The sequence below is a fragment of the Allomuricauda sp. MMSF_3307 genome (assembly GCF_030733585.1).
Lineage (GTDB): Bacteria > Bacteroidota > Bacteroidia > Flavobacteriales > Flavobacteriaceae > Flagellimonas.
On the sequence record NZ_JASHIQ010000003.1, the window covers coordinates 161,198 to 174,829 of the forward strand.

Genomic DNA, 13,632 nt, shown 5'->3' on the forward strand with positions numbered 1-13,632 from the left:
GAAGATAATCTCAGATATATCGTATGGCATCAAACAAAAAATATTGGAAAAGTGAAGCGGAGTTGAATCCGAACGATTCCATTGTTGAGGCGCTAAGAAACAACGAGTTTACTGAAGAGATTCCCGTTGATGATTTTTTGGGTGACAAGGAAACCTTGTCTGCCTCGAACACATCCCGTAGGGATTTCTTAAAATATGTAGGTTTCAGTACCGCAGCAGCTACGGTTGCCGCTTGTGAAGGGCCTGTCAATAAGTCTATTCCTTACGTTGTTCAGCCCGATAGTATTATCCCTGGGGTGGCTAACTACTACGCCACTACCATCGCGGATGGTTTCGATTTTGCCAGTATTCTGGTAAAGACAAGGGAAGGAAGACCTATCAAAATCGAGAACAATACCGATGCCAAAGTCAACGGAGGTGCCAATGCAAGGGTGCAAGCTTCCGTATTGACCTTGTATGATAGTAAGAGGGTTCAAGGGCCGATGGCCAATGGCGAGCCTGTGGATTGGAATGTGTTGGACGCTACGGTAAAAGCCAAGCTGAATGCCTTAAAAGGTACCAGTCAGCAAGTAGTGCTGTTGACGCAGACCTACGCAAGTCCCTCTACCACAAAATTGATTGCTGAATTTAAAGCTGCCTACGGAGATAACGTGAACCATGTGGTTTACGACGCCATTTCCGAAGATGCCGCACTCAATGCATATCAGAAAGCCTATGGCGAAAGAGCCTTGGCTGATTACGATTTTGAGAAAGCTGATTTGATTGTTTCCTTCGGAGCTGATTTCTTGGGAGATTGGCAAGGTGGGGGTTATGATTCAGGATACGCTAAAGGGCGTGTGCCAAAGAATGGGAAAATGTCCCGTCACATCCAAATGGAGTCGAACATGTCCTTGACCGGTGCCAATGCCGACAAGCGATATCCGATGACCCCGACCCAACAGAAAATTGCGCTGGCCAAATTGTATGGCAAATTGAACGGTAGCAATGTGGGAGGAGGAACTTCCGATGTAGACGAGGCTGTTGATAAAGTCGCTGCCGAAATCAAGAAAGCCGGTAGAAAAGCGGTTGTGGTGAGTGGTCTTAACGACGAAAACGCCCAAACGGTAGTGTTGGCTATCAACAAATTGTTGGCCAGCGAAGCTTTTGACCCTGAAAAACCAAAATACGTACGCCAAGGAGATGCTGCCAAAGTCAACAAATTGGTGGCAGATATGAACGCAGGTCGCGTCGGTGCTTTGATCATGGATGGAGTGAATCCAGCCTATACCTTGCCCAATGCAGAAGAATTCTTGGCCGGACTTGAAAAAGTTGATTTGTCAGTTGATTTTGCCTACACCAATGATGAAACCGCGCAGTCATCCACATATGTCGCTGCGGCTTCGCACTATTTGGAGTCTTGGGGCGATACACAGTTTAAGAAAGGACATTATAGTTTGATGCAACCGGCTATCCGTGAGTTGTTTGATACAAAACAGTTTCAAACTGCACTTTTGACATGGATGGGCGTAGAAAAAACATATTACGAATACCTGAAGGAAACTTGGGCAACCGATGTGTTGCAAGGTGGTTCTTGGAACAAGGCATTACAAGATGGTGTTTTTGAAGCACCAATGATGATGGACGCTGCCGCTGCCGCCGAGCCTGCTGCTAATACAGAAAGCGAAGAGGTGCAACCGGAAATCGTTCCGATTGCCTCTGCTATCCGTGCTTTGGTAAACGCTACAAGTCCCGGTACCGAATTGGTGCTGTACTCCAAAGTTGGAATGGGTGATGGTCGTCAGGCCAACAACCCATGGTTGCAAGAGTTCCCTGATCCGATTTCAAGGGTCTCTTGGGACAACTACGTGACCGTGTCCAAAGCGGATGCTGAATCTTGGGGACTGGAAAACACTATTGTTGCCGATGGTGGACTTAATGGTAGCTACGCCAACTTGACTGTTGACGGTAAGGTGCTGGAAAATGTTCCCGTAATCGTTCAGCCAGGTCAGGCTGTCGGAACTATTGGCTTGTCCTTTGGATACGGCAAAAAGGCTGGTATGCAAACTGAGATGGCGACTGGAGTAAATGCATACAAATTGTATTCAAACTTCTCCGATGTGCAAGCTGTTTCCGTTGAAAAAGCTTCCGGAACTCACGAGTTTGCCTGTGTACAGTCCCAAAAGACCTTAATGGGAAGAGGGGACATCATCAAAGAAACTACACTCGAAATTTTCAATACCAGAGACCACGCGGAATGGAATCCTATGCCGCACGTATCGTTGAACCATCAGGAAATTCCTGTGACCTCTCCGGATGCCGATCTTTGGGAAGAGTTTGATAGAAGTATAGGGCATCATTTTAATTTGTCCATCGACCTAAATGCCTGTACGGGATGTGGTGCCTGTGTGATCGCTTGTCACGCAGAAAACAACGTTCCGGTGGTCGGAAAAACCGAAATCCGTCGTTCAAGGGATATGCACTGGTTGCGTATTGACCGTTACTATTCTTCTGAGGATACCTTTGAGGGAGATAACGAGAAGAAAGAGGAAATGGACGGTCTTTGGGGAGACAAAGGATCTCTTGGAGGTTTCAGGGAGATGGAAGACCCATCTGCCAACCCACAAGTGGCCTTCCAACCTGTAATGTGTCAGCACTGTAACCATGCGCCGTGTGAAACGGTATGTCCGGTAGCTGCTACATCACACAGTAGGCAAGGTCAAAATCATATGGCTTACAACCGTTGTGTAGGTACAAGATACTGTGCCAACAACTGTCCGTATAAAGTTCGTAGGTTCAACTGGTTCTTGTACAACAACAATGACGAGTTCGACTTTAACATGAACAACGATTTGGGTAAAATGGTTCTTAACCCAGATGTTAACGTACGTTCTAGAGGTGTAATGGAAAAATGCTCCATGTGTATCCAAATGACCCAGAAAACCATCTTGGATGCCAAGAGGGACGGCAGGATCATTAAGGACGGAGAGTTCCAAACAGCTTGTTCCGCAGCATGTAACAGTGGTGCCATGGTCTTCGGTGATATCAATGATCACGATAGCAAAGTGGCCGAACTTAAAGAGGACAAGAGAATGTACCACCTGTTGGAGCATGTGGGCACCAAACCGAACGTGTTCTATCATGTAAAAGTGAGAAACACCAACGAGGCTTAATCAATAAAAAAAGAAGTAACTAGAAGATAAATTATGGCGTCGCATTACGAAGCACCTATTCGAAAGCCCTTAGTGGTCGGAGACAAAGGATACCACGATGTAACAGTGGACATTGCCCGTCCGGTTGAGGGAAAGGCCAATAAGCAATGGTGGATAGTATTCTCCATTGCCTTGGTGGCATTCCTCTGGGGTCTAGGATGTATCATTTATACCATTTCTACAGGTATTGGGGTTTGGGGTCTTAACCGAACCGTGAACTGGGCCTGGGATATTACCAACTTCGTTTGGTGGGTAGGTATCGGTCACGCAGGTACCCTGATTTCAGCGGTATTATTGCTCTTCCGTCAAAAATGGAGAATGGCGATCAACCGCTCCGCTGAGGCGATGACCATTTTTTCCGTTGTTCAAGCCGGATTGTTCCCGATCATTCACATGGGGCGGCCATGGTTGGCATATTGGGTGTTGCCCATTCCCAACCAATTTGGTTCACTATGGGTAAACTTTAACTCGCCCTTGCTTTGGGACGTGTTCGCGATTTCAACCTATCTTTCCGTATCCTTGGTGTTCTGGTGGACAGGTTTGTTGCCTGATTTTGCCATGATCCGCGATAGGGCCGTAAAACCGTTCCAAAAGAAAATATACAGCCTGTTGAGCTTCGGTTGGACAGGACGTGCAAAGGATTGGCAACGTTTTGAGGAAGTTTCCTTGGTATTGGCAGGTTTGGCCACGCCCTTGGTACTTTCCGTACACACCATTGTATCGTTTGACTTTGCTACCTCGGTAATCCCAGGATGGCACACCACCATCTTCCCGCCTTACTTTGTTGCGGGAGCGATTTTCTCTGGTTTTGCCATGGTAAACACCCTTTTGATCATCATGAGAAAGGTATGTAGCCTCGAAGCCTACATTACCGTACAGCATATTGAGTTGATGAACATCGTAATCATGATTACGGGTTCCATTGTTGGATGTGCCTACATTACCGAGCTGTTTATCGCATGGTATTCTGGTGTAGAGTACGAGCAATATGCCTTCTTGAACAGGGCAACAGGACCATACGCTTGGGCATACTGGGCCATGATGACCTGTAATGTGTTCTCGCCACAGTTTATGTGGTTCAAAAAATTGAGGACCAGCATCATGTTCTCATTCTTCATCTCCATTGTGGTGAACATAGGAATGTGGTTCGAGCGTTTCGTAATTATCGTAACCTCTTTGCACAGGGATTACTTGCCATCTTCATGGACCATGTTCTCCCCAACCTTTGTGGATATCGGAATATTTATTGGAACCATCGGATTCTTCTTCGTATTGTTCCTATTGTATTCAAGAACGTTCCCGGTCATCGCGCAAGCGGAGGTGAAATCCATTTTGAAATCATCAGGAGAGAAATACAAAAAACTAAGGGAGGCTGGTAAGCCAATGTACGAAATGCCACAGGGCGTGAATAGAGTGGTGAGTTACGACGAACCCGTTACGGATGACGTACTGATGGGGGAAGCAAAACCTACCGTTGGCGATAAGGTTGGTGTGTCTGAGTTGTTGAGTTCTATTGGAACCTTCGATGCGGCCACCGAAACCCCGGACGATTTAAAGAAAATTAAAGGAGTGGGCCCCGAGATGGAACGCACTTTGAACGAGATAGGTATTTTTACCTATGCACAGGTCGCTAGAATGACCGAAAAAGAGTATGATTTGTTGGACTCCATCACCGGAAGGTTCCCAGGACGTGCACAGCGTGACGATTGGGCGGGTCAGGCAAAGTTGTTAAACGATAAAAAATAATTATGGCATCAAAAGTTATACAAGCACTTTACAATGATGACGATGTGTTGATGCATGCTGTAAAAAAGGTTAGGGCAGAGCGACATCATATCGAAGAGGTGTACACTCCTTTTCCAGTTCACGGTCTAGATAAGGCCATGGGGTTGGAGGACACTCGAATCGCCATTACCTCTTTCCTTTACGGATGTTTGGGATTGACGGTCGCCATAGTTATGATGAACTATATCATGATAGAGGATTGGCCCCAAGACATTGGTGGTAAGCCAAGCTTTAGCTACTTGGAGAACATGCCTGCCTTTGTTCCGATTATGTTTGAGCTTACGGTTTTCTTTGCGGCCCACTTGATGGTGATCACGTTTTACCTCAGAAGTAAAATGTGGCCCTTCAAAAAAGCGGAGAACCCGGATAAGCGTACCACCGATGACCATTTCTTGATGGAGATTGGTGTACATGATAATGAAAAGGAACTTGCTGACCTGTTGTGGGAAACAGGAGCAGTGGAAGTAAAAGTTACAGAAAAGGAGTCTTAAGAATATGAAGCAATTAGGTAAAATAAGTGTTGTTTTGGTGTTGGTTTTGTTCGCAGCATCCTGCGCGGACAAGAACAGCCCAAACTACCAATACATGCCCAACATGTACGAACCCGTAGGATATGAAACCTACCAAGGTGTGGACAATGGATTGTTTCCTGATGGAACATCTGCCCTCTTGCCTGCCGAAGGAACCATTTCCAGAGGATACATGCCCTATGAGTTCGAAAACACTCCAGAAGGCAAGGAGCTCGCAAGGATGGATAACAGTCCGTTGGATTCCCTTAACCAAGAAGAAAATTTGGCCCGGGGAGCGGAACTGTATGCTATCTATTGTGCAATTTGCCATGGCGTAAAAGGTGATGGACAAGGCACCCTTGTAAAAAGAGAAAAAATATTAGGTGTTCCCAGCTACGCTGATGCAGCTAGAAACATTACTGTAGGATCAACTTACCACACCATTTACTATGGTCTGAACTCTATGGGCTCGTATGCTTCGCAGTTCGCCAATGAGGAAGAAATGTGGCAAGTATCCGAATACGTGATGAAGTTAAAGGAAGACCTAACAAAATAATAGGATAAGAAGAAACTATGTATACCTTTTCAAACAAACTTAGACTAGGATCTTTCATAGCCATGGGGCTTGGATTTATATTCCTTGTAATTGGTTTTATGTCTGCCCCATCAACTGTGGAAGAGGCCAAGGCCATGGTGGCAGTGCACGATGATGGCCATGGTGGAGGGCATGCAGAGGAAGCCGGTGCAGGCCATGCCGAAGAGCAAGGACATGGTGAGGCCGCTCATGGTGAAGCCCACGATGCTTCCCACGATGAGCATTTGTTGCACCAATTGCAGAATAGACCTTGGTCCGCACTTTACGTAGCCGCCTTCTTTTTCTTTATGATTTCATTGGGTGTTTTGGCATTTTATGCCATCCAACGTGCCGCACAAGCGGGTTGGTCCCCATTGTTGTTCCGTGTCATGGAAGGTATAACCGCTTACTTGGTTCCAGGTGGAATTATTGTGTTTGTAATCTTGTTGCTTTCCGCATTGCATTTCAACCATATGTTTGTTTGGATGGATGCCGAAACTGTGGCACACGATGAATTGCTGCAAGGCAAAGCTGGTTATTTGAATCCGACCTTCTTTTTGATCAGGGCCGCCATTTTCTTGGGTGGATGGATTTTCTACCGTCAGTATTCAAGAAAACTATCCTTGGCACAGGATGAAGCCGATGACAATAGCAACTTCGTAAAAAACTTTAGATGGTCTGCCGGTTTCTTGGTGTTCTACCTAGTGACCGAATCCATGATGTCATGGGATTGGATCATGAGTTTGGATCCTCACTGGTTCAGTACCCTTTTCGGATGGTATGTATTTGCTAGCATGTTCGTATCCGGGATTACCGTGATTGCCATGGTGACCGTTTACCTGAAATCAAAAGGATATCTAGAGCAAGTCAACGATAGTCATATCCACGATTTGGCCAAGTTTATGTTCGGTATCAGTATTTTCTGGACGTATCTGTGGTTCTCACAGTTTATGTTGATTTGGTATGCCAATATCCCTGAAGAGGTAACCTACTACATCGCACGTTTTGAGGACTACAAATTGCCCTTCTTTGGAATGTTGGTGATGAACTTTGTGTTCCCATTGTTGGTATTGATGAACAGCGACTACAAAAGGGTCAACTGGTTCGTGATCATGACGGGTATCGTGGTACTTTTTGGCCACTATTTGGATATATTCAATATGGTAATGCCTGCAACGGTAGGCGACCAGTGGTTCATTGGTCTTCCAGAGATTGGTGGTATCCTGTTCTTTGGTGGTTTGTTCGTTTTCTGGGTGTTCACCGCTTTGACCAAGGCGCCATTGCAGCCCAAACGAAACCCATTTATTGAAGAGAGTAGACATTTTCATTATTAATAGAATACGATTTAAGTCTTAGATAGATATAAAGATGACTGCATTATTAACATTTACTGTTTTAGTTCTGGTTGCCATAGCCATTTGGCAAATGACCAAGATTTTTGAATTGTCGCAGACTAAGACAGAACGCGCTGAGATAGCTAACGATTCCGATAACAAAAACAATGGTTACCTGTTGTTTGCGTTCTTGATATTCATCTACGGAATCACCATTTTCAGTTTTGCCAAATATTCCAAGATGCTTTTGCCAGATGCGGCATCGGAACATGGTGGGGAATACGATCAGTTGATGTGGGTGTCCTTTGCCATCATTTTCTTTGTGCAGACCATTACGCAGGCACTATTGCACTATTTCGGTTATAAATACCGCGGACAAAAGGGAAGAAAAGCGCTCTTTTTCGCAGACAACGATAGATTGGAGTTCATCTGGACCATTATTCCAGTAATTGTTTTGGCAGGTTTGATTCTTTGGGGATTGTATACATGGACCAATATTATGGATATCAACGAGGACGACGACCCATTGGTTATCGAACTCTATGCCCAACAGTTTAACTGGACCGCCAGATATGGAGGAGAGGACAATGTTCTTGGAGAGGCCAATGTTCGATTGATCGATATCAACAGAGCCAATGTTCTTGGATTGGACGAGTCCGATCCCAACGCCGAGGACGATATTATTGTTAAGGAATTGCATTTGCCCGTAGGAAGAAAGGTAAACTTTAAAATGAGGTCGCAGGATGTATTGCACTCCGCTTACATGCCACATTTTAGGGCTCAAATGAACTGTGTTCCCGGGATGATCACCCAATTCTCCTTCACGCCTACCGTGACTACGGAAGAAATGCGTTTGAATCCTGATGTAGTGGATAAGGTAAAAAGAACAAATGCTCTTAGGGCCGAATGGGCTGCCGAAGGCAGACCCAACAGCGAACCTTGGGAGTTCGATTATGTACTATTGTGTAATAAGATTTGCGGAAAGTCACATTATAACATGCAGATGAGGATTGTTGTAGAGACGGAGGAAGAGTACAACAAGTGGTTGGCCGAGCAAAAAACCTTCAAAGAAACCGTAATGGTGGACGATACTGAAGGAGCAGAGGTTGCTGAAACGGAACCCAATGCTGAGGAAATGGAAACCGCATCGGTAGAGTAAAAAACAAAAAAAAAGAAATAACGAAAAATTAATTGGATTATGTCTGAAGCTCATGAAAGTCACCATGATCATCACGATGATCACGGACATCACCATAAGGAAACCTTCATAACGAAATATATTTTCAGTCAGGACCATAAGATGATTGCCAAGCAATATCTTATCACGGGTCTTATTATGGGGTTCATCGGAATTGCAATGTCCCTATTGTTTCGAATGCAATTGGCATGGCCAGGGGAATCCTTCGCCATTTTTGAAGCAGTTTTGGGCAAATGGGCACCTGATGGCGTCATGGATGCTGATATTTATTTGGCATTGGTTACCATCCATGGAACGCTCATGGTATTCTTTGTGCTAACGGCCGGTTTGAGCGGTACATTTAGTAACCTATTGATTCCATTGCAGATTGGAGCCAGGGATATGGCATCCGGATTCTTGAACATGGTATCGTACTGGTTGTTTTTCATTTCTTCTGTGATTATGATTTGCAGCCTGTTCGTGGAAGCAGGACCTGCTGCCGCTGGATGGACTATTTATCCTCCATTGAGTGCATTGCCAATGGCGCAACCAGGTTCAGGTATGGGTATGACTCTTTGGTTGGTATCCATGGCCATCTTTATTGCATCCTCTTTATTGGGATCCTTGAACTATATCGTAACGGTAATCAACCTTAGGACCAAAGGAATGTCAATGACTCGTTTGCCGTTGACAATTTGGGCATTTTTCGTGACTGCGATCATTGGTGTGATTTCCTTCCCAGTATTGTTGTCTGCAGCGTTGCTGTTGATCATGGATAGAAGTTTTGGAACCTCCTTCTTCTTGTCGGATATCTTTATCCAAGGAGAGGTATTGCACTATCAAGGTGGTTCGCCAGTGCTTTACGAGCACTTGTTCTGGTTCTTGGGTCACCCAGAGGTATATATTGTATTGTTGCCTGCCTTGGGTATTACCTCGGAGGTAATGTCAACAAACGCAAGAAAACCGATTTTTGGATATAGGGCGATGGTAGCATCGATTCTCGCAATTGCTTTCTTGTCCACTATCGTATGGGGCCACCACATGTTCGTATCCGGTATGAACCCATTCTTGGGCTCGGTATTTACATTTACCACCCTATTGATCGCGATACCATCAGCCGTAAAAGCATTTAACTATATCACTACCCTTTGGAAAGGTAACCTGCAGCTGAACCCAGCGATGTTGTTTTCCATTGGTTTGGTTTCTACCTTCATTACAGGAGGTCTTACAGGGATTATCCTTGGGGATAGTACATTGGACATCAACGTGCACGACACCTACTTCGTAGTGGCTCACTTCCACTTGGTAATGGGTATATCGGCACTTTATGGACTTTTTGCCGGGGTATACCACTGGTTCCCCAAAATGTTCCAAGGCCGAATGATGAACAAGAACTTGGGTTATGTACACTTCTGGATTACCGCAGTATGTGCCTACGGGGTATTCTTCCCGATGCACTTTGTGGGTATGGCAGGGGTGCCACGTCGTTACTATGAGAACACTGCCTTCCCAATGTTCGATGAATTGACCAACGTACAGGTATTGATGACCGTATTTGCGATTATAGCAGGTTTGGCACAGTTGGTATTTGTATACAACTTTATCTCCAGTATTTTCTACGGAAAGCGCGGACCGGTCAACCCTTGGAGTTCCAATACGTTGGAGTGGACAACACCTCAGGAGCACATCCACGGAAACTGGCCAGGAGAAATTCCTCACGTGTACCGTTGGGCATACGATTACAGTAAAACTTACGAAAATGGGGAGTACATCATTGCAGGGCAGGATTTTGTACCGCAGAACGTACCGCTGCAGGCAAATGAGGAAGAACTCAACCATTAAGATATAGACTAATAGATTTTAAAAGGCCCGTTCCATATTGGACGGGCTTTTTTATGATGACATTCTTTGAGGTGAATTGTATATCTTTAAATTCATTTCCCCCATAAATGAAACAATCTATCATGAAAAAGTTGCTTATTCTATTGTTGATAGCATCTCCACTTTGGATGCAGGCCCAGCGTAAACCCAAAATCAAGGGCAGCCGCATTGTCACGCAGGTCAGTGAGGAACTGCCGCCTTTTGATGCCATAGTACTGAACGACGACCTTGAAATCAATTTGAAAAAATCCTTGGGTGCCGGTTTTCATCTTATTGCGGATGATAACCTTATCGACGTCCTCAAATTTGAAGTACAGGACGGTACGCTTGTCATTAGTTCTTATTACAACATCACAGCCAAGAAGCAACTGGAAATAACGATAGATTATACCGAGCTGAAAGCCATCACCGTAAAAAATGGAAGTATGGTCTCCAAGGATGTCATTGAATCCAATGAGCTGTTTGTGGATGGCTTTAACAATGCCAAAATGGATATTAAGGCCAATGCTGCCGTGATGGATATCAATTTGGAAGACACGAGCAGTGGTGATTTTCACACCGAGGTCGATTCTTTGAACATCAATTTGAACAAAAGAGCACAGGCCTACGTGTATGCACAGATCAATTCAGGAATGGTGGATTTGGAAGGGAACGCTTCTCTGGCCATGGAAGGTACTTCGGATAAGATACAGATCAATGCTATGGATTATGCCAAGTACAAGGGCGAAACGATGCAAATCAGTTCATGTCGTTTAGAGATTGCAGGAAACGCCGACGCCAGGGTGTACGCCTTTGGCGATATCAGTATCAAGTCATCCGGGGATTCCGGTATTTACTTATATGGAACGCCAAAAATCACTATTGAAGAGTTTTTGGGAAGGTCCCAATTGATTAAAAAGGAAGACTAACCCTGTTGGGCAATGGGCGCGGTAAGGCAATGACTTGGAATCCCAAAACCATCTACCAAAACTTCGATGTGAGGCCTCAATTCTGTTGATAATCGCTCCACACGTTGGCGTATCGCCTTGGATTTTGTACTGCCAATATAACCTTGTTCCAGATACCATCGTGCATCCGAATTGATTTGATCCAAAGCATACAGGCATCCGAGTTTCTCCAATAGTCCGCGATACTTAACGTCCGTCACATTTTGATACCGTTCACAGTAGATACTATAGGCCAACTCCACACTGTACGCCTTGCCCAGCGCCAATAAATGGGTCTGTACCTTTAAAAATGCTTGATAGGATGGAATCCCCTTTTTAATGTAATTGCGTATGCGCATGGCCAAGGTATAGGTCAATCTTCGGGTACGGTAGTCGAACGCATGCTTATGGAACTTGGGATTGTACAGATGCTCGGCATCCACTTTATTGGAATAGAGCGGGTTGATGGCCGTTAACTTATCCGAAAGCTGGGTCTGTAACAGTTTAAGTACCGAAGCAAATCCTGCACTGTTGAATTCAGCACGAAAATCGGATAATATGCCTTTGGCAGCCAACTGAAGCAATACGGTGTTGTCCCCTTCAAAAGTGGTGAAGATATCCACATCCCCTTTTAAGTCCGCAATCCGATTTTCCAAAAGGTAGCCTTTTCCTCCGCAGGCTTCGCGACATTCCTGAATGGTTTCATTGGCAAACCAAGTGATAATGGACTTTAATCCTGCCACTTGTGTCTCGATGACCCGTTTGTCGGGTTGCGACTCATCACTGTAGCGCTCCATCATTTCATCCAAGGTAAAGTGGTACACATAGGCAGCAGCAATGGCAGGCGTGAGTCTGATCTGATGGGTGGGATAATCCATGATCAAATCTTCCTGCACTTTGACATTATCGTTGAACTGTCTGCGGTTCAATGCATGTTTTACGGCAATGGCAAGCGCCATTTTGCTACCTCCTAGGGCACCGCGAGCCACACAGATGCGTCCGCCGACCAAAGTGCCCAACATGGTAAAAAATCGTTTGTTCGGGTTCTTGATGGATGAAAAGTAGGAACCATCTTCCTGTATCTCCCCGTACTTGTCCAGCAGGTTTTTCCTTGGGACCTTCACATTGTTGAACCATATTTTCCCATTGTCCACCCCGTTCAAGCCCAGTTTGTAGCCGTTGTCCTCAATGGTCACACCTTCAAGCAACTCGTGTTTTTCATTTCGTAGCGGCACCAAGATGGCATGGACACCTTCATTTTTTCCATTGACGATCAATTGGGCAAAAACCGTGGCTATTTTGGAATGCAGTGCGTTGCCGATATATTCCTTGTTATCATTTTTGCCCGGGGTTTGTATGATGATGCTATCCGATTCTTTTTCGTAGGTGGCCGTAGTTTTAATGCCCCTTACATTGGAACCGTGACCGGTTTCTGTCATGGCGAAGCACCCCAAAAGTTTGGTGCTGCCCGCATCCGTCAAATAGTGGTCGTGGTGCTTCTTAGTTCCCAGTTTCTGGATACTTCCGCCAAACAACCCAAATTGCACACCGAACTTAACGGCCAAACTCCCATCCACAAACATCAAGTGCTCAAAAATGGCGGCATAGGCTGGCATGTTACCTGTTCCGCCGTAGGCATTGCGGTAGGCCATGGCCCCGTAGCCAGCTTCGCCCAATAACTGGACTTGGTGCAACACCCTTTTTCTGAAGTCGTCCTTATCCCTTATGATTTGCCACGTAAAATCAGGTTGGTCCAAAAAACGCCTAAATTCATCCACAACATCCGCATGGGTCCCTTTTAAAATACCATCCAACATATCGGGCTTGTACTCATCAGAAGTTTTTTCGTGCACCACCTCCACATCAAAAAGATGGTTGTAATGGTTGGGTTGTATCCCTAAATGAACCTCAATGTGCTTTAGTTGCTCGTTGATGTCCTTTGTGCCCACCAAACGTTGGCATAGTGAAGTCAGCGGGTAGGTGTCACTTTCAATAAGTTTTACTTCCGAATGGTCAATGGTAAGCTTCCAATGCTTAATTTCATTGTCCTTCGGTGGCTTATCTTTGATCAACCACTTTTTCAACTGTTGCTTTTCCTTAGCGCTAATGGAAGCATCGCGCTCAATGGCATTCTGGACCACGGATACTTCTGAAGCCGAAAGCAGGTCGTCCGACCAAATGACATAAAAAAATGGGATGTATTGCAGAATTCCTTTGGAATAGGTAGTAGTCAACATAGTTGTAGTTTGATAGATTTG

9 protein-coding genes are annotated in these 13,632 nt (G+C 45.2%); 8 read left to right on the forward strand and 1 reads right to left on the reverse strand.

The window, feature by feature from the left end; all coding sequences use genetic code 11:
- The first annotated feature begins 23 nt into the window (after positions 1-23).
- The 8 genes from RBB12_RS09100 (at position 24) to RBB12_RS09135 (ending at position 11,356) form a co-directional block, all read left to right on the forward strand.
- The gene (locus RBB12_RS09100; protein WP_306013697.1) at positions 24-3,149 is read left to right on the forward strand and encodes a TAT-variant-translocated molybdopterin oxidoreductase; all 3,126 of its coding nucleotides are present in this window, start codon (positions 24-26) and stop codon (positions 3,147-3,149) included.
- 33 nt (positions 3,150-3,182) lie between these two features.
- Positions 3,183-4,934 carry an NrfD/PsrC family molybdoenzyme membrane anchor subunit gene (nrfD, locus tag RBB12_RS09105; protein ID WP_306013696.1) on the forward strand — a complete coding sequence of 584 codons (1,752 nt, stop codon included), beginning with the start codon at positions 3,183-3,185 and terminating at the stop codon, positions 4,932-4,934.
- A 2-nt stretch (positions 4,935-4,936) separates the two neighbouring features.
- Complete coding sequence (locus RBB12_RS09110; RefSeq protein ID WP_179383676.1) at positions 4,937-5,464, forward strand: DUF3341 domain-containing protein; 528 nt, start codon at positions 4,937-4,939, stop codon at positions 5,462-5,464.
- Between the two features lie 4 nt (positions 5,465-5,468).
- Complete coding sequence (locus RBB12_RS09115; protein WP_293284240.1) at positions 5,469-6,038, forward strand: c-type cytochrome; 570 nt, start codon at positions 5,469-5,471, stop codon at positions 6,036-6,038.
- Between the two features lie 17 nt (positions 6,039-6,055).
- The gene (locus RBB12_RS09120; protein WP_293284242.1) at positions 6,056-7,390 is read left to right on the forward strand and encodes a quinol:cytochrome C oxidoreductase; all 1,335 of its coding nucleotides are present in this window, start codon (positions 6,056-6,058) and stop codon (positions 7,388-7,390) included.
- A 34-nt stretch (positions 7,391-7,424) separates the two neighbouring features.
- Positions 7,425-8,549 carry a cytochrome c oxidase subunit II gene (locus RBB12_RS09125; protein ID WP_179383679.1) on the forward strand — a complete coding sequence of 375 codons (1,125 nt, stop codon included), beginning with the start codon at positions 7,425-7,427 and terminating at the stop codon, positions 8,547-8,549.
- Positions 8,550-8,588: 39 nt separating this feature from the next.
- The gene (locus tag RBB12_RS09130; RefSeq protein ID WP_179383680.1) at positions 8,589-10,409 is read left to right on the forward strand and encodes a cbb3-type cytochrome c oxidase subunit I; all 1,821 of its coding nucleotides are present in this window, start codon (positions 8,589-8,591) and stop codon (positions 10,407-10,409) included.
- Positions 10,410-10,531: 122 nt separating this feature from the next.
- Positions 10,532-11,356: a GIN domain-containing protein gene (locus RBB12_RS09135; protein ID WP_306013695.1), complete on the forward strand. Its 825-nt coding sequence runs from the start codon at positions 10,532-10,534 to the stop codon at positions 11,354-11,356.
- Here the strand turns inward: RBB12_RS09135 and RBB12_RS09140 are convergent.
- Positions 11,353-13,611: an acyl-CoA dehydrogenase gene (locus tag RBB12_RS09140; RefSeq protein ID WP_306013694.1), complete on the reverse strand. Its 2,259-nt coding sequence runs from the start codon at positions 13,609-13,611 to the stop codon at positions 11,353-11,355. The two genes, RBB12_RS09135 and RBB12_RS09140, sit on opposite strands and share 4 nt — an antisense overlap.
- Between the last annotated feature and the right edge of the window lie 21 nt (positions 13,612-13,632).